Annotated in this window: 16 protein-coding genes and 1 pseudogene; 6 read left to right on the top strand and 11 right to left on the bottom strand. The window is 48.4% G+C overall.

What is annotated here, in order from left to right:
• From BO18_RS17560 to BO18_RS17550, 3 genes are all read right to left on the bottom strand, one after another.
• Positions 1-750 carry an amino acid ABC transporter ATP-binding protein gene (locus tag BO18_RS17560; protein WP_034448441.1) on the bottom strand — a complete coding sequence of 250 codons (750 nt, stop codon included), beginning with the start codon at positions 748-750 and terminating at the stop codon, positions 1-3.
• A complete protein-coding gene (locus BO18_RS17555) occupies positions 740-1,465 on the bottom strand; it encodes an amino acid ABC transporter permease (protein ID WP_051688908.1) in 726 nt (241 codons plus the stop codon). Before BO18_RS17555 ends, BO18_RS17560 begins: the two co-directional genes overlap by 11 nt.
• Before the next feature lie 492 nt (positions 1,466-1,957).
• Positions 1,958-2,797 (bottom strand): transporter substrate-binding domain-containing protein, encoded by an 840-nt coding sequence (locus BO18_RS17550; protein ID WP_051688892.1) that lies wholly within the window; start codon positions 2,795-2,797, stop codon positions 1,958-1,960.
• Between the two features lie 162 nt (positions 2,798-2,959).
• Here BO18_RS17550 and BO18_RS17545 point away from each other — a divergent pair, with 162 nt between their 5' ends.
• Complete coding sequence (locus BO18_RS17545) at positions 2,960-4,228, top strand: saccharopine dehydrogenase family protein (RefSeq protein ID WP_081861118.1); 1,269 nt, start codon at positions 2,960-2,962, stop codon at positions 4,226-4,228.
• Positions 4,229-4,276: 48 nt separating this feature from the next.
• A complete protein-coding gene (locus tag BO18_RS17540) occupies positions 4,277-5,215 on the top strand; it encodes a GGDEF domain-containing protein (protein WP_034448435.1) in 939 nt (312 codons plus the stop codon).
• A gap of 152 nt (positions 5,216-5,367) precedes the next feature.
• On the opposite strand, the gene BO18_RS17535 is transcribed toward BO18_RS17540, so the two are convergent.
• The 3 genes and pseudogenes from BO18_RS17535 to BO18_RS36510 all read right to left on the bottom strand — a co-directional run.
• Entirely contained in the window at positions 5,368-5,658 is a 291-nt protein-coding gene (locus BO18_RS17535) for a hypothetical protein (protein ID WP_034448432.1), read from the bottom strand.
• Between the two features lie 123 nt (positions 5,659-5,781).
• On the bottom strand, positions 5,782-6,405 hold the full coding sequence (gene deoC, locus BO18_RS36515) for a deoxyribose-phosphate aldolase (RefSeq protein ID WP_242856590.1): 624 nt from the start codon (positions 6,403-6,405) through the stop codon (positions 5,782-5,784).
• 78 nt (positions 6,406-6,483) lie between these two features.
• Positions 6,484-7,617, bottom strand: a pseudogene (locus BO18_RS36510) (phosphopentomutase); the annotation flags it as partial.
• A gap of 284 nt (positions 7,618-7,901) precedes the next feature.
• Here BO18_RS36510 and BO18_RS17525 point away from each other — a divergent pair.
• Positions 7,902-9,020, top strand: a complete 1,119-nt coding sequence (locus BO18_RS17525) for a DEAD/DEAH box helicase (protein WP_034448430.1) — start codon at positions 7,902-7,904, stop codon at positions 9,018-9,020.
• A 2-nt stretch (positions 9,021-9,022) separates the two neighbouring features.
• On the opposite strand, the gene BO18_RS17520 is transcribed toward BO18_RS17525, so the two are convergent.
• The 4 genes from BO18_RS17520 to BO18_RS17505 are packed head-to-tail and all read right to left on the bottom strand — an operon-like array spanning position 9,023 to position 13,955.
• Positions 9,023-10,486 carry a TrkH family potassium uptake protein gene (locus tag BO18_RS17520; RefSeq protein ID WP_034448428.1) on the bottom strand — a complete coding sequence of 488 codons (1,464 nt, stop codon included), beginning with the start codon at positions 10,484-10,486 and terminating at the stop codon, positions 9,023-9,025.
• On the bottom strand, positions 10,483-11,859 hold the full coding sequence (trkA, locus tag BO18_RS17515) for a Trk system potassium transporter TrkA (protein ID WP_034448425.1): 1,377 nt from the start codon (positions 11,857-11,859) through the stop codon (positions 10,483-10,485). The genes BO18_RS17520 and trkA overlap by 4 nt, the downstream gene beginning before the upstream one ends.
• Positions 11,860-11,864: 5 nt before the next feature.
• Positions 11,865-12,980, bottom strand: a complete 1,116-nt coding sequence (locus tag BO18_RS17510; protein ID WP_034448422.1) for a GTP-binding protein — start codon at positions 12,978-12,980, stop codon at positions 11,865-11,867.
• Positions 12,981-13,004: 24 nt separating this feature from the next.
• Complete coding sequence (locus tag BO18_RS17505; protein WP_034448420.1) at positions 13,005-13,955, bottom strand: TIGR03943 family putative permease subunit; 951 nt, start codon at positions 13,953-13,955, stop codon at positions 13,005-13,007.
• Positions 13,956-14,064: 109 nt separating this feature from the next.
• Between BO18_RS17505 and BO18_RS17500 the strand changes: the two genes are divergently transcribed.
• Positions 14,065-15,066, top strand: a complete 1,002-nt coding sequence (locus BO18_RS17500; RefSeq protein ID WP_034448417.1) for a tRNA dihydrouridine synthase — start codon at positions 14,065-14,067, stop codon at positions 15,064-15,066.
• Positions 15,059-15,691, top strand: coding sequence for a hypothetical protein (locus tag BO18_RS17495; protein ID WP_034448416.1), 633 nt, complete (start codon positions 15,059-15,061; stop codon positions 15,689-15,691). The genes BO18_RS17500 and BO18_RS17495 overlap by 8 nt, the downstream gene beginning before the upstream one ends.
• Positions 15,692-15,876: 185 nt before the next feature.
• Here BO18_RS17495 and BO18_RS17490 read toward each other — a convergent pair whose 3' ends face one another.
• Positions 15,877-16,848 carry a D-2-hydroxyacid dehydrogenase gene (locus BO18_RS17490; RefSeq protein ID WP_034448414.1) on the bottom strand — a complete coding sequence of 324 codons (972 nt, stop codon included), beginning with the start codon at positions 16,846-16,848 and terminating at the stop codon, positions 15,877-15,879.
• Positions 16,849-16,944: 96 nt separating this feature from the next.
• On the opposite strand from BO18_RS17490, the gene BO18_RS17485 reads away from it, so the two are divergent.
• A complete protein-coding gene (locus BO18_RS17485) occupies positions 16,945-18,015 on the top strand; it encodes a hypothetical protein (RefSeq protein WP_034448412.1) in 1,071 nt (356 codons plus the stop codon).
• Positions 18,016-18,070 lie beyond the last annotated feature (55 nt).

The raw sequence follows: 18,070 nt of genomic DNA, 5'->3' as shown, positions 1-18,070 counted from the left end.
TCACAATACTTTTTTCAGGAAAGACTGCAGTCTCTCGTTCTGGGGATTCGTGAAGATCTCTTCAGGAGTGTTTTCTTCTATGATCCTTCCCTGATCCATGAATATGACGCGTGTGCCTACTTCACGTGCGAATCCCATCTCGTGTGTGACGCATACCATCGTCATGCCTGCTTTTGCGAGATCCTTCATAACATCAAGAACTTCTCCAACCATTTCGGGATCCAATGCGCTCGTAGGTTCATCGAAGAGCATGACCTCGGGATCCATGGCAAGAGCCCTTACTATCGCGATCCTCTGTTTCTGACCGCCCGAGAGCTGTGACGGATATGCCATGGCCCTGTCTTGAAGACCTACTCTCCAAAGCAGATCCAAAGCTTTTTTCTCTGCGACCTCTTTAGGAAGTCCGTGAAGTTTCATCGGAGCGATCGTCATGTTGCGCAGGATAGTAAGGTGAGGGAATAGGTTGAAATGCTGGAAGACCATTCCCATGTTCTGTCTCAAGAGGTTTATGTCGGTCGAGGGATCCGTTATATCCTGACCCTCGAAAGTGATAGTGCCGCCTGTAGGGCGCTCGAGAAGATTGAGCGATCTTAAGAATGTTGATTTTCCCGAACCGGAAGGGCCGATGACAACTACGACCTCACCTTTGCGGATATCTGTCGTTACGCCGTCTAATGCCTTGATCTCGCCGCCGTTATAGTGTTTTTTGAGATCGTTTACGGAGATTATTACGTGATTATCAGCGTTCACTGTTCTTGAGCCTCCTTTCGAGCAACGAAACGAGCTTACTGAAGATCATTACGATCACGAGATAGATGGCCGCAACAGCAATGAGCGGCAGGAAGGCGGAATAGGTTCTGGACCTGATTATGTCGCCGCCTTTTGTAAGCTCCTGAAGACCGATATAACCTGATACCGATGTCTCTTTGATGAGTACGATGAATTCGTTGGCGAGAGCGGGGAGAACGGCCTTGAATGCCTGGGGGATGATGATGAATGCCATCGTCCTGACGTAACCGAATCCCAGAGAACGTCCTGCCTCGAACTGTCCTTTGTCAATGCTCTCGATTCCGCTTCGGATGATCTCTGCAACATATGCCCCGGAGTTGATGCCGAAAGCGAGGACTGCCACGAGGACCTTATTGTTCGATGATGCGAAGATGACGAAATATGTGATCATGAGCTGAACGACTACAGGGGTTCCTCTGATGACAGTGAGATAGATACCTGCAACTGCGTTCAGGAACTTGAGCAGCCCTTTGCCGAAGCCACCGTGCATCTCTTCCTTCAGAGTGGCATAAGACGATCTGATAAGTGCAACGACAATACCCAAAGCGATGCCAAGAAGTGCCGCAAATATCGTGACCTCAAATGTAATGCCGAGACCTTTGAAGATATATGTGTAGCGGTTGTCGGTTATGAAGTTGTTCTCAAAATCAGCAGGGATACCTTCGAGCCAGTAAATAAATCCAGCCCAGGTGTTAGCCGCCCAGACCGCTATGTTTCCGACGGAAAGGGTAAGGATGACAAAGACAGTGGCAATTATGGAAAGCGGCATGCCGATGAGGGCAAGGATCCTGCCGGTCTTAGCCTTGCTCTGATTCTTGGCAAGGTCATTCCTGTTTGACTGATAGATGGCTATGCCGGCGAAAACGATACCGGCAAAGGGAATTGCCGATAAGAGTATCGACAATAATCCGAAGATGAATATCTGTCCGGCTTTCTTGGCCGAATCGGATACGCTGATATCAGGCAGCGGCTGATGGCACTTGGGACATGACGTTTCATCGCCCGTAACTTTGGTGCCGCAATATCTGCAGAAGCGTGATTTGATCATAAGGCTGTTCCTTTTATTTGCTTGGATTCATGACCCTTGGGAAATATTCCTTATTGTAAATAATAAAAGAGCGGAAATAAAGACCATTTCCGCTCTTATTATTTTCTGTTGTGGGATAACTTATTTGTTAGCTGCAGCAACGAAAGCCTTAGCAGGTTCGTTATCGATGACTACTGCATCGATCTTGCCTGACTGAAGTGCGATTACTGCATCGTTACCCTTAGCAAAACGCTCGATCCTGTCTTCTCCGACATCATCTGTCATGTAGATGTCGCCTGTAGTGCCGGACTGAACGCCTACCTTGTAGCTGCCGTCAAGGAGCTTATCAAGATCTGTGATCTCGGAATCTTCCATAACGATGATGGACTGGATGCCTGTAGCATAAGGTGTTGAGAAGTTAACTGACTTAAGTCTGTCCTCAGTAACAGTCATGCCTGCGCAACCGATGTCATACTTGCCTGCCTGAACGCCTGCGATGATGGAGTCGAACTCTACATCCTCGATAACGAGTTCAAGACCGAGCTTGTCGGCAACAGCCTTTGCAATCTCGGGATCGATGCCGACTACCTGGTCGCCCTCATAGTACTCGTAAGGAGGGAAGAATGCGTTTGTAGCCATGATGAGTTTTCCGCTCTCGATCGTTGTAAATTCGGGATAGGTTGACTCTGAAGCTGAGCCTTTTCCTGACTGAGCCTGAGCGCCTTCAACGGGAATGTACTTCTGGATGATCGCGGGAATTGTGCCGTCGTCTGTAAGTTCCTTAAGAGCCTGATCGATAGCGTTTTTGAGGCCATCGTTATCCTTGTTGATGGCCATAGCATAGTCCTCAACGGTGTAAGGTGTCTCGAGGATCTTAAGACCTTTCTTTGCCGAACCCTGAGAAGCTCCGGCGCAGGATGTCAATCCGAGCAGAAGTGCTGCAGAGAGAATACCTGCTGCGATTCTTTTGAATGTCTTCATAACAGTGTCTCCTTTGTCTTGTCTCAATTGGATAATTGAACAATGGTATCTTACGCTAAGCCAGTGCTGACAGTAAATGAACAAAAGCCCGAAAAATAATTGCTCAATAATATTTTTTTAAGTAAAATATCTAAAGAACGTTTGAAAGGTCGCTGATAATCGATGAAAAGGGTGTTGATTCTCGGTTGCAATGAAATCACTAAGCGTTTGCTCATCTATCTATGCAATAACAAATCTTATGCTTCGGACATTTGTTTAGCATCCCGCCGTAAGGAGGAGTGTGACGAACTTAAGAATCTTGCTTCCAGCATGGGAGTGAGAGTTATGACTTCGGGTATTGATGTCAGCAATGCTGAAGGTGCCATGATGATGGTCAGGATATTTGCGCCTGATCTTATCGTTAATCTTCTCCCTCCGGAACTTGCACTTGACGCCATGAATCTTGCTATTAATGCAAAGGCGGATTATATAGATGCGGCTCTATACGGAGTGCCGGATATTCCTTCGCCGACATCGCTCCTTTCGAAGCAGTTCCAGCTTTTTGCAGAGTTTCAGAATAACTGCAAGACGGCCGTCTGCGGAGCCGGTTTTGTTCCCGGTGCCGTCAGCACAATAATAAAGCGCGCATCAGATAATGCTTTTTCGAAGATCGACACGATCGATCTGTTATCCGTATCGGGAGAGAAGAAGTCTTCCGGTGAAGGTGAAGGGAACAACGATGACGATATCTTGTATTCCGAGGATGTAAAAGCTACCAAGAGCTTTATCAATATCGAGCCGGACAAGACCGTTTTCTACATTGAGGACGGAAAGATCGTCGAAGCTGATGCCATGTCGATCGAAGGCAAGTCCGCTGAAGGAAGCACGGTCTATCTCGATTCCAGCCCCATGATCACTGACCTTATCAAGGAGTTCCCTGATATAGTAAATGCCAGATATTTCAAACTCGGCAAAAAGGACCCCAAAGAGCACAAGGCTCCGAAAGAAAAGCTGGATCTTTTAAGGGAACTCGGATTGCTTTCCGAGATCCCGGTAAGAGTAGGTCATGCTGCAGTAGCCCCCATTGATCTCGTTGCCGCCGTACTTCCGAAGATGCAGGTTGATGACAGCCCGGAGGAAGAGGATACAAAGCCTTCCGGTATGGCATCCTACGAGATCTATATTACAGGTCAGTCAAAAAAGAACGAGGAGACCGTCACCAGATCGTACATCATCAAGGGTGACAATGAGCAGATATTTGAGAAGTATAACGTCAGCGCATTTGAGTATATGAAGGGTTCGGCCCTGATCTCAGGCGTGAAACTTATGTGCAGGGACAAGTGGAAGAAGCCGGGTGTTTTTACTCCTGCGGCTTTTGACTGCGAGACATATTTTAATGCTCTTTCCATGGAAGGCATTAAGGTTACCGAAGGTGAAGGAAAGCCGTTCTGATAACACAGGCTGTTACCGGGGACGGAAATATGGGGAGGACAAAACAGGATGTCTGACAAGAATTTCTGGGAGAAGATGCAGATAAACGACATGCTCGTTATCGACACCATCCGCAGGCACAGTTTCGACACTATCTATTTTAAGGATAAGGATTCCAAGTTCATCTGGAATAATTATGTGCATGCCAAGCAGCTCGGAGTCGAAAAGCCCGATGACCTGATCGGAAAGACCGACATGGACTTTTTCCCTGCGGAATTTGCCGCTAAAGCCAGGGAAGCCGAGCTTGAGATCATGCGCACCGGTACGCCGCTCCTCAATATCCTTGAAGAACTCGTCATCGATGAAGACACAGTCAAATATTACTATGCCTCAAAGTACCCGCTTTATGACAAGAACGATCAGATAGTCGGTACCTGGGGTATCAGCAGAGATATTACCGAGCAGAAGAAACTCGAGAAAGAACTCGAGCGCTCGTATCACAAGATGGAGCGTCTGGCGCGCGTAGATGATCTCAGCGGTCTTTATAACAGACGTTACTTCTACGAGACTCTCGAGAAATATGCGAGCCTTTATGAGAGAAGGACTGACGGAAGCACGTTCGCGCTTCTTGTCTGTGATGTTGACGACATGACTCATGTCAATGACATCTACGGCCAGCAGAACGGCGATCTCGTATTGAAGAGTCTGGCTGAACTTTTCCTGGAGAATGTCAGGAAAGAAGATACATGCTTCCGTACTGGCGGTGATGAATTTGCTCTCGTACTTCTTGATACGGATAAGATTTCTGCTGTCGGACTTGCAAAAAAGCTGGTTGAACTTATCGCAAACGAACCGATAATCCTTGACGGCAAGAGAGAAAAAGTTACTGTCTCTGCCGGTCTGGTATTATTCGAAAACAGCAATCCCGATCTGTCGGATCTGTTGTCCAGAGCCGAAAGAAAACTGAACAAGTCCAAAAGAGAGGGCAAGAACAAGGTCTCTTTCTGATCTTATTGAATATGTTGCTTTTAGTGAGGGCCGGGAGATATCCCGGCCTTGCTCTTTATATGAGGTGTGTGGAGAACAAATGTTGAGCAAGGCCGGGCATTCCCTTATACGGAGAAAAACGGACTTATGGATGAGCTGTCATTGGTCGGGACTTAAGCTGCACCCTTATCCTTCAGATGGTATTGACGTGCCGGCCTGTTGCTGCAGGAGGCGCCTGAGGCCGTAACAGGAGTATTGACCCTCTTGATGGGAGTGACGCGGACGGATGCCGGCCTGCCTGTCCTTACGGTCCTGGAGAGCGAAGCGGTCGTGACGGGCTTCTGAGCCTTGGGTGCGCATGCGCTCTCATCATCGGCATCCCTCCAGTATTCGATGCTGGCTGAAGCAGCCTTGATGGTAACAAGGATAAAGAATAAGAAAATAAGCATATCGAGTGGTGACATAATCAGTACCTCCAAAAAGTTCAAATGTTCTTTTATGGAGATACTATATCACACCACATCTTCCAATAATGGGACTATTACGCGGTTTTTGAGAAAAACGAACAAAAATTTTGCTTGACTTTTTTATTCTCCCAGTTTTGAAGCGCCGATCCTGGAGGCTCCGCTGCCGATCATTTCCCTGGCGGAATCGACCGTTCTGATGCCGCCGGCAGCCTTGATCCTGACATCAGGACTGACATTATCCCTCATCAGAACTATGTCTTCGACTTTTGCTCCGGCACTGCCGAACCCTGTGGATGTCTTGATGAAATCTGCTTTCGCCTCGCTTACTATCCTGCAGAGACGGATCTTTTCGTCTTCCGTCAGGTCGCATGTCTCTATGATCACCTTGAGCAAAGCGCCCTTTTCGTGTACGGCTTCCGCTATGAGCCTGATCTCATCAAACACCTCGTCATACCTGCCGGATTTAACGAAGTTTATGTTTATGACCATATCGATCTCGGAAGCGCCGTTGTCACACGCCTCTTTGGCTTCATATATCTTCGTTCCCGTTGTCTGGTAGCCGTTCGGGAATCCGATTACGGTGCATACTGCGACCCTTCCCTGTGAAAAGCGCACGGCATCTTTAACGAAGCAGGGCTGGATACAGACTGAAGCTGTCTTCAGGGAGACGGCCCTCTCGATGAGTTCCCTGATATCTTCTTCTTTAGCAGTGGTCTTGAGATTGGTAAGATCCACATAACTCATAATGTTGTCTTCATCAGGAGTGTTCGTATTGGTCTCAGGACAGAATTCTCTTTCATATCTGCGCGACATAAGGGCGGTGAGAACAATGCCTGCAATGTTATTGAATCCCGTAAGTTCGCCCATGTTGCAGGGAACACGGTATCCGTCACCGCTTATGAGAAGAGGGATGCATTCCCTGGAGTGGTCCGTGGAAGGCGTTGAAGGATCACAGCCGTGGTCGGCGGTAATGATGAGGAGATCGTCTTTTCTCATCTTACCGAGGATGGTGCCGAGTGCATCATCGAATTCGTGCATAGCTTCGGCATAACCTTTGATGTCGTTGCGGTGGCCGTACTTCATGTCGAAGTCCACGAGATTTACAAAGCAGAGGCCCGTAAAGTCACGGTCCATCATGGCAATGGTCTTTCCTATGCCGTCGGTGTTTCCCTGCGTGGGATTTGACTCGGTAAGCCCTCTTCCTGCGAATAGGTCATAGATCTTGCCTATGGAGATAACATCATAGCCTTCGCTCTTGAGAAGATCGAGCATGGTTGATGAGGGTGCGGCAAGCGAGAAGTCATGACGGTTTGCCGTCCTTGTGAAATTGCCGGGTTCTCCGGTAAACGGTCTTGCGATCACTCTTCCGACAGCATCATCTCCTGTCATTATCTCACGTGCTTTTCTGCATATGTCATAAAGCTCTTCGAGCGGAACGGTTTCCTCGTGTGCCGCTATCTGAAGTACGCTGTCGGCTGAGGTGTATATAATGAGTTTTCCTGTCTTTATATGTTCCTCGCCGTAGTCCCTTATAACATCAGTCCCGCTGTACGGCTTGTTGCAGAGAAAACCTCTGCCTGTTGCTTTTTCGAGCTTTCGGATGATCTCCTCAGGGAACCCGTCAGGGTAGGTGGGCTGAGGTCTGTCAGATATGATACCCGCTATCTCCCAATGGCCTATTGTCGAATCCTTGCCTGCAGAGATCTCTCTTACGCGAGCATAAGAACCAATGGGGGAGGGGATGGCATCCTGGGCCTTTTTATAACTGAGGATCCTGGGGTCGTCTTCTCCGTCGATGGCGAAAAGTCCCATCTTTGCCAGATTTGGAAAAGGTTTGTCAGAATAAGACAATACCGCGGCAAGTGTGTTGCTGCCTTCGTCGTTGAACTTCGCGGCATCAGGTGCGCCGCCTATTCCAAAGCTGTCCAGAACGATAAGGAAAACACGTTTTGCCATAAGAGTACTCCTTCGGATAAAATTAATGAATATTATTCTTCAGTTATATATTTAATTATAAAGCAAAGATCAGATGACATCGCCCTCAAGATAAATGCTCGGACTCAGGTGGTCGTTGACATTCGTCACATGGTAAAGAGAAGGACGGATGTCAGTAATAAAGATAATAACTTACGCATAAACAGCCTCTTATTTCATAGATATAGTCAACAGGGCAATCATATCATTATCGGCATATCTGTGATATAGTTTGCGGGATAAATCGAAATGGACATAAGGAAATAATGAGCGAAGAGAAGACATTTGCAGATCTTGACCTTTCACCCGAGGTGATGGGTGCCCTGAAAAAGATGGGAGTAAAGCGTCCCACGACTATCCAGCAGAAAGCGATACCGCTTATGATGGATAATGTCAGCGTTATCGCAAAGGCTCCGACAGGAACGGGAAAGACATTCGCATTCGGAATACCGATACTCGAATACCTAAATATGGATTCGAAGTTTGTTCAGGCGCTCATCCTTTGTCCCACAAGAGAGCTGGCGCTTCAGATCACGACCGAGCTCAAAGGTCTTGCCAAATACATCAAGGGTTTCAGGATCGCTGCACTGATCGGCGGACAGAGCATGCGCCTTCAATCGGAGAAGATCCAGAAGAGACCGCAGGTCATCGTTGCCACACCCGGAAGACTTATCGACATGGTCGGAAGAAAACTTGTTGATATCTCTGAGATATATACGCTCGTTCTCGATGAAGCAGATGAGATGCTCAAGATGGGCTTTATCAATGACATAAGAAAAGTAATGGCTCTTACGCCGAAAGATAAGCAGATAGCGCTCTTCTCGGCGACCATGCCAAGAGAGATACAGAACATCACATGGGAGTTCATGTCTGATGCGGCAGAGATCGATGTCATGCCGAAGGCCGAAGATCATCCTGATATCGACCAGTTCATTGTTGAGTGTCCCGAGAAGGATAAGCTCAAGACCATCATCAGGATAATGGCCAAAGAAGACCTTAGAAAGACGATCATTTTCTGCAATACCAAGGTCACCACTTCAAAGGTTGGCGCACAGCTGACCGCAGCAGGCGTATCTGCAAGGATCCTTCACGGTGATATAAGCCAGAGTGTCCGCAACAAGGTAATGGACCAGTACAGAGCAGACAAGTTTGATGTGCTCGTAGCCACCGACGTTGTGGCGAGAGGTATCGACGTCGATGATATCGAGGCGATATTCAATTACGATATACCGAAGGAGAACGAACTCTATCTCCACAGGATCGGCCGTACAGCACGTGCCGGAAAATCCGGAAAGGCATTCTCGCTTGTCGCTTATCTGGAGCGTCCGAGAATGGAAGAGATCATAAGATACACTAAGGTCGATCCCAAGCCTTACGAACTCTGATATTATCCTATCTTTGAGGACTTCTTAATCATTCCCTTGTATGTTGCAGGGTTAAGGAAAACGATTATCGGGAGCAGCTCGAGTCGTCCTGCCAGCATATCGAAAATGAATACCCACTTTGACAATGTCGAGAAGAAACTGTAGTTGTGCGTAGGTCCTACCAGTGAAAGACCAGGACCGATGTTATTAAGCGTTGCGGCTACGGAAGAAAAGATCGTAACCAGGTCATGTCCTTCAAATGCCACGATGAACATCGATGAAGCGAAAATGATCATGTAGATGAAGAAGTACAAAGCTACCGAGCGCTCCACATCCGTATCGATCGTCTTACCGTCGAGATGGATCTTCTTAACTGTCTTCGGGTGGATATAGGACTCTATCTCACGCTTGATCGTCTTGAACATTATCTGGAATCTCGATACTTTGATACCGCCGCCTGTGGAACCTGCGCATGCGCCGAGGATCATGAGGCTCAGGATGATGAACCTGGTGAGCGAAGGCCACAGATCAAAGTCGGTCGTGGCAAAACCGGTTGTCGTGATTATGGTGGAAACCTGGAAGAATGAGTGTCTCAAGGTCTCTCCGAAGTCTCCGTACATTCCTCTTACTGAGAAGCAGATGATCGCAGTGGAAATAGCGATGACTATCAGATAAACCTTTACTTCGCTCATCTTGAAAGCCTTTGATATCTGTCTTGTGGTAAGGAAATAGTAGAAGTTGAAGTTTATTCCGAAAACCACCATGAAGACTGCGACGATCCACTGAAGGTGAGGCGCATAAGAAGCAAAGCTGTCATTCTTTACGCCGAAACCGCCCGTACCGGCTGTTCCGAAAGCAGAACAGATACTGTCGAAAAGCGGCATGCCGCAGGCAAAAAGGATAACGATCTCAAGAATGGTGATCGCAAGATAGATGATATAGAGCATCTTTGCGGTCGACCTTACCTTCGGAACGATCTTTCCGACAGAAGGTCCGGGGCTCTCTGCTCTCATGAGATTCATGTTGGAACCGCCCGCCATCGGGACTACGGCCAGAAGGAATACGAGAACGCCCATGCCGCCGATCCAGTGAGTCAGAGACCTCCAGAGCAGGGACGTGTGGGAAAGGGCTTCGACATTAGTCAGGATGCTGGCACCTGTCGTGGTAAATCCGGAAGCTGTCTCGAACATTGCATCAGTGAAAGAGGGAATCTCTTTGGTGAGCATGAACGGAATACAGCCGCATATACTCAGGACGAGCCAGGAAAGAGCTGTTGCCACGCAGCCGTCCTTGATGAATATCGTCATGTTCTTAGGTTTCTTCAAAGAGATAAGACAACCTGCGACGACATAGATCAAAGCGAGTGCCGCGTAGAAGATCACCTCGCGTTCACTGTAGAACAGTCCGCAGATGATGGGCAAGATCATAAGAATGCCTTCAATAAGCAAGACCTTGCCTAGGATGTAGACCAACATCTTTATGTTCATCTTAAGATATCGGTCAGAGCGGTAAATCCCTTATTCTTGGTAACGATCATGACACTGTCTCCTACTTCAATGGAATCGCTTCCGGTAGGGATGATGATCTTTCCGCCGCGGTTGATGAATGATACGAGAGTGTTAGGCTTGAGCTTAAGATCCTTGAGCTGCTTGTTCGTGGCATTTGAAGGCTCCATTACCTTAAACTCGATCGCTTCTGCTCTTTCATCGAAAAGATGATACATAACTTCGACGTTGCTTCCGATGGAAGCCTGTCTTGCACGCGCATATGAGATGATGGCTTCTGCCGTGATGTGCTTCGGATAGATAACACTTCCGAGATCCAGACGGTTGATGACATCCGTGAAGCTGATCTTGTTAATCTTGGTTACGGACTTGATGCCTCTTGAGATCTGCCTTGCGAACAGAGAGAGCATGATGTTCTCCTCGTCGATCCCTGTAAGAGCCACAACGGAGTCTACATCTCTTATTCCTGTCTCCTCGAGGAGGGATTCGTTTATGCCATCGCCGTTGATTATTGTAGCCTTGGGGAGGAGTTCGCTCAGTTCATCACATCTTGCGGCATTCTTTTCGATGATCTTTACGTCGATGCCGGTCTTGATCAGCTGATCCGCAAGATAGAAGGCGGATTTGCCGCCGCCGATGATGATCGTGCTCCTTACGGAGTTTGTCTTGAATCCGATGGATTTAAGGAATGAGTGGCAGACCTTTCTGGTCGCAACAAATGAGATTATGTCTCCTGCAGTAAGTTCGAAAGAACCGTTCGGGATGGTGACGTCGTCACCGCGCTCAACACCTACGATGACCAGGTCATTGGTGTAGTTGCTTCCGAGGTAAGCAATGGTCTTGCCGTCAAGGACATTGCCTTCCGGGATCTTTATCTTTACCAGTTCGGCACTGCCGTGCGCGAAGGAGTTGATAGATATAGCGGCAGGGAGGAAGAGTATGCGTGCTGCTTCCACAGCTGCCTCATACTCAGGATTTATGATCATCTCGAGACTCAGTTTGGAACGGAGATAAGGTATCTCCTTGCCATAGTCAGGATTTCTTACACGTGCGATCGTGGCAAGATTCCTGTTGAACTGCTTTGCGATAGTGCAGCAGAGGAGATTGAGCTCGTCTGATTCAGTGACGGAGATAAAGAGGTCGGCAGAAGCGATTCCTGCTTCCTCCAAAACCTCATGGCTTGCACCGTTGCCGATTATCCCCATGCAGTCGCAAAGATTTGCGAGTTCAGTGAGACGTTCGACATTCTTGTCGATGATAACGAGGTCATGGCCTTCTTCAGCCAGTCTGTTAACGAGGGTATCTCCGACTTTGCCGGCACCTACTACGATGATCTTAAGTCCTTTTTTGCTCATAGTGATCAAATCCCGAATAATTCTTTGACTGCGTCCTTTTTAACGCCTGAACCGATAACTACTATCTTGCCGGTAACATCTGAGGCTCCGGTCCTGACTTCTGCCTCCTCAGGCACGAAATCAAAGTGGATCCATGTTCCGTCTTCGCCGGCAACGATACCCTTTGAACGGAGTATCATGCCGAATCTCTCGCTGTCGTCCAATGCCTTCAGGGCATTCTCAATCTCAGCCTTTGTGAAGCGCTTGGATGTCTCGAAACCGATGGAGTCGAAGATCTCGTCTGCGTCGTGATCGTGATGATGATGACCGCAGGAGCAGACTCCGTTCTCATCGTAATGATGATGGTGTTCATGTTCGTCATCGTCGTCATCGTGGTCGTGATGATGCTCGTGCTCTTCATGCTCGTCATCATCGTGGTCGTGGTGGTGATGATGCTCGTGCTCTTCATGCTCGTCATCATCATCGTGATGATGGTGGTGATGGTGCTCGTGCTTCTCAGCTTCGAGTAGAGCCGCTGCCATGTCAGCAGCCGTAAGAGGCTCTTCGATGGCCTTGAGGATCTGGACTCCGGAGAGTTCGTCCCAGGGAGTGGTGATTATCTGTGAATGATCGTTGATCTCACGGATAAGGGCAATCGCCTGATCGAGCTTTTCCTGAGAGATATTGCCTGTACGGCTTAATATGATCGTTCCCGCATACTTGATCTGGTTCTCATAGAACTCCTTGAAGTTCTTGAGGTAAATGCGGCACTTTGATGCGTCGATAACGGTAACTGTACCGCAGATCTCTGTGCCTTCAACGCGCTTGACTGCCGCTACGACATCGGAAAGCTTGCCTACGCCGGAAGGTTCAATAAGGATCCTGTCAGGTGAGAATTGGTTGATAACATCCTGAAGTGCAGTGCCGAAGTCGCCTACAAGGCTGCAGCAGATGCATCCTGAATTCATCTCCGTGATGTTGATGCCGGATTCTTTAAGGAATCCACCGTCTATGCCGATCTGACCGAATTCGTTCTCGATAAGTACAAGCTTTGCTCCATTGTAACCGTCAGCGATAAGCTTCTTGATCAGTGTAGTCTTTCCTGCTCCCAGAAATCCTGAGAAAATGTCTACTTTTGTCATTAAGATCCCTCTTTTCTATATGTGTCAATTAAAATAGATAACGTCATTGTCGGGCTTGCTCGTCAGGGCATAGTTCTCAACCGTAAGGCAGGGAACGTTTACTTTGCCGCCCTGTCCGTCGTCGTCTTCGAAATATCTTACCTGGCCTGTGACCTTGAGCCATTGGTTTACGGGGAACCCCGGTTTGCAGTCATAAAAACACAGAACGCCCATCATCTGGATGTCAGCGGCGCAGCATGTGTAAGCCTGTCTCTGAAGGACAAAAGCTCGCCCGTTGAATTCCCTGAGTATGACTGCCTGTCCGATGAGGCTTATGCGTTTGCCGTTGTAACGCTTCATGTTATCCATGGCATCCGTGTAGAAAAGACCGAAATCCTCTGCTGCTATATGGCAGGGATCCTGCTTGAGGTCGAAGGGAAGATGGTCTTCGATCCTGATGATCTTGTTGTCTTTTCCAAGGAAATTGATGCTCATGCCGGGATTGACGGCCTTTACCGAGCCTCTCAACTTCGGAATGTTGTCCTTCTCCTCATTCACGCGGTTGAAGATGACCGTATCGCCGTATCTGAAATAGTCGGCGAAGAAAGTCTGCATGTTCTTGAAATATTCGCCGTATGTCGAAGCGTCGATTACTACTACTGCGGCAGCAAGCGCCCAACGTTCCGGGACATCGACCTTTTCAAAGAATTCGGCAGGGGAGACCGAGCCGTTCCACTCGATGAATACGACACCGGGCTGATATTTGCTCTCGATATCGAAAGTCATATCCTTGTCTACATCGTCGGTATCACAGTTGATGATGACCGGGTTTGCGCCTTCGTAGTTCTCGGGGATATATTCCTCTTCACCTTCCTCGGTGTTGATAACCACAACTTTGCGGTTCCTGAAGTTCTCTCCGCCGATCCATGAACAGATCACGGAAGTCTTACCGCTGTCCAGAAATCCGGTAAAAAAATAGACCAGACAATCATCCATAATTAAGTCACCTCGTTTACGGGTATTATTTTGTCCCTTATTTGTAATTATTTCAAGCAAGAAAAGATTTAAAATTTATTATTACCAATTCTGTTTTTTGGGAGTTTTAATGAAATCGGTCAAGATAGGTGACATTAATATCAAAAAACCGATATCTCTGAGCCCTATGGCCGGGATAAGCAGCCTGCCGTTCAGGATCATCTGCAACGGGATGGGCGCAGCTTACAGTCCGACAGAACTCGTGAGCGCGAGATCGATCAGGTACAACGGGATCGAAAAGAGCCTGCGCTACATGCGCATCTCGCCGGAAGAAGAGGGGATCACCGCGATCCAGCTTTTCGGCAGCGAACCCGATGACTTTACTGCCGCCATAGATACCATAATGGACACGCCTGTCCTGAAAGAAGTGTCGATCATAGACATAAACATGGGATGTCCCGTCCCCAAAGTCGTAAAGACAGGGTCCGGAAGCGCTCTCATGGAGGATCCGCAAAAAGCGGCAGCCATTGTAAGAGAATGCAAGAAGGCTGTCCAAGGACTGCCAAGGAATGTGCCGGTAACCGTAAAGACCAGGACCGGATTCAATGCGGATGACAAGGGAAGACCTGATTTTGCAAAAACTCTGGCTGATGCCGGCTGTGACATGATATGCGTTCACGGCAGGACGAGGCCGCAGATGTATCACGGGGAGAGCTCTAATGAGGCTATAGCCGTAATGCGGGAGGCAGTAAGGGAATACGGCATTCCTTTCTATGCCAACGGCGATATTACGGATACGGCATCGGCAAAGAAGATGATCGAACAGACCGGATGCGACGGCATCATGATCGGAAGGGCGGCAAGGGGCAATCCGTGGATCTTTGAACAGATCCTGGCAGGACTTGCCGGAACTGAAATGCCCGGTTATCCCGGTGCGGTTGAACGGAAGAAAATGCTTATAAGGGAACTCGAAGGCAGGCTTAAGTATCTGCCTGAAGATGTTGCCGTAAGGGAGTTCCGGAGTGTCATGCCCTTTTATATCAAGGGACTTCCGGGTGCTGCCGCTGTAAAGGTGAGACTCTGCAGTGCTACAGGGATAGATGAAGTAAAGGAGATACTGGATCTTGTCTGATATTTTTATCACGGAAATCGCAGTTATTGCGGGATGCCTTATGTGTTTTTCGGGTTATAAGCTCTTCAGGCTGAGCCTCGGCATAGCGGGAGGCGTGGCCGGTTTTGTCCTCGGGAGGTTCCTTATCAACCTGACTTCGGAGTTGGGCATTGAATGGAACGGCATTGCAAAGACCGTAATACTGGTATTGTTCACGGTCGGACTCGGCATACTTGCGTTCAAGCTTTATATGAAGGCTTTGATCGCGGTTACGACCCTGATATGCGCCTTCTGGTTCTATGATGACTTCAATTTCCTTTTCGAGAGGATGACGAACAATGCCCTGAGGATTGTCGTTACACTCGGAGCAGGTCTTTTTGCAGGCTTCCTTATAGGTGTGATCGTTTACTACGCGCAAAAATGGACTATAAGTCTTTTTACCGCATTTGTGGGTGCCAGGGTGATATCGGGTGTGCTCGCACCGGTCCTCTGGTCAGCGGTTTCCACAGGAGAGTACGCCGGGATCGTTGAAAAAAACATGCTCGGAGACGGAGTCGGAATGAGTCTTTCACTGGTCAGAGTGCTTGTGCTTGTTGCATTTTGTGCAGCCGGATTTGCAATACAATTGAAAACAGCAAAAAAATAGTGAAAAAATAGTTTGACCAAAAACCTTATGCTTGTTAAAATCAGGCTGTATACGTAATGGGGAATATGCGTATGCAGATAAAATAAGACAATTTTCTTAATCTATCCCTTATTCCATGTCGAGGGCATTCCGATCTAACGGGATGCCCTCGGCGTTTCTACAGATATTTTTTGTTGTCTTGCCGGTCAGTTGACCTTGTTAATAGGATTACCGTTCAAGAATGCCTCGAGATTGTCTGCAGCCGCATCGATGAGGCGGATCCTTGTCTCAACCGGTGTCCAGGCGATGTGAGGCGTGATCACACAGTTGGGCGCGCCGAGGAGGGGATTATCCTCCAGCATCGGCTCGACACAGACGACATCAGTGCCGTATCCGCCAAGCAGACCGCTGTCCAGTGCCTGCCTGACCGCATTTTCGTTAACGACAGGACCTCTGGCACAGTTGATCAGAATGGCTCCGCGCTTGATTCCTGCAAGTGTATCGCTGTTGATTATTTCCTTCGTCTCATCGGTGAGCGGGCAGTGGAGTGATATGACATCCGCATTCCTGATTCCGTCTTCGAGAGACAGGAATCTGACCGGAGTGCCGTCAATATCCTTGACAGAACCGGTCAGTGATTTGTCGTGGGGAGTGGCGGTTACCGTCATGCCGAAGCTCGATGCCATCCTGGCAACTCTCCTGCCGATCTTGCCGAGACCTATAATGTGGAGAGTTTTTCCTGCCAGTTCGGTCAACGGAGACTTGAAGTAGCAGAATTGTCTGGAGCGGCACCATTCGCCGTTCATTACAGATTCCGTGTGGAGTCCTACAAGGTTTGTAAGTTCAAGTAGGAGTGCCATTGTCATCTGTGCTGTGGCAAAAGTCGCATATTCAGGCACGTTCGTTACTGTAACGCCGTGTTTGCGGGCTGCTTCAAGGTCCACGACGTTGTAGCCTGTCGCCAGAACGCCGATGTATCTGAGGTCCGGAAGACTTTCAAAGACTTCCCTGTCAAAGACTGTTTTATTTGTGATGGCGCACTCTGCACCATGCATTCTCTCTATGAGATCTTCTTTTGCCGTATAGTCGTAGGCGATGACTTCGCCCAGTTCTTCGAGCCTTCCCCAGGATATGTCTCCGGGATTTGCCGCGGAACCGTCCAGGATAACTATCTTCATGTATCTGTCCTCCCGATAATTTCAACTATTTTAGCATTGAATCCCGTTGAAGAGTGGTAATGTTATTACAGGATGCGAGAAAGGCGGTTCCGGTTTATGTACATTATCTGTTACGGCAAATCCCAGAAGGCAGTGGCAACAGGAAGCAAGCTCATAAATGAGATCGGCGGAAGGCATGTCACCGGTACCGAACTCATGACCGGAAGTTTTGTCATCTCCGAGAATGAGACGGATTGCGCGATAGTAATGATCCTTCCGCTTGAAGCGGCGGTCCGATCGATGGTGGAGACCATTTCCGAAAAGACGCGAGATCTTCCCGTGATAGCCGTGTCGCCAGAAGGCCGTTTTGCGGCGGTTATAAGACGCGGAAGCAATATGTACGAAAAAGGGACCGACAATGTCTATTCCGCTGTTGTTAAGGCGTTAGGTCCGTTTTGTTTCTCGGGATTTGAGGGCAAGGAAGAGATCACGGATGATCTGGGTAATCTCATCGCCAAATACAACATGAAAGTCAACAACGCCGAGACTCTCGAGAGAGTGAACCGGATGATAAGAGCAGGAGAGAGAGTCGATGTGTATACGGACCTTCCCGTTGTTTTCGCCGACCCTGTAATAGACCCGATGATCTATTCACTCCACAGTTATCCTTATGACATGCGCGATGATTTCATCAGGCAGTACAAGGCTGCAAGAGACGGGAAAAACGGCCCTTCCGTTTTTATCACATGCACTTATCTGGGAGCCGGAAATGATGAGAATAACCTTATCCTTGTTCCTTCGATATTAAGCCTTGGCATTGAGATAAAAGTGAAGACCGATCCCGCATACTGCAGACCGGCTATCAGAAAATCCCTGATAAACCACCTTCTGGATCCTGATGCCGTTGCGGTTGTAGCTGCCTCATATACCGCAAGGGACAGCGAGATAGTGAAGGGTATCGCCGAAGAACTCGGTGCGGAGGTCGTATCCTATGCGGCCGAGAAAATCGCCAAAGCCCAGGTGCCGATGGAGATGACGTTCAGTCCGGAGAGGAAGAACGATTCCGCGACGGCGCTCGCGTTCCTGGCCGGTTCGGAGGGTCTTATCGTCATAAGAAGAGCGACATCCGCGAAGGGTCTTGTCTTCTCTGTTGCGCTCAGGAAGGATAACATCATTTTGCCTGAATAAGCTCAAAGTAGGATATAATAATCTTATGCGGCTTTTTACCGCATAGGGAATAAGA

This window comes from Butyrivibrio sp. AE2032, from assembly GCF_000702965.1.
The sequence above is the reverse complement of the archived record's forward strand: the minus strand, read 5'-3'. Positions and strand labels throughout refer to the sequence as shown.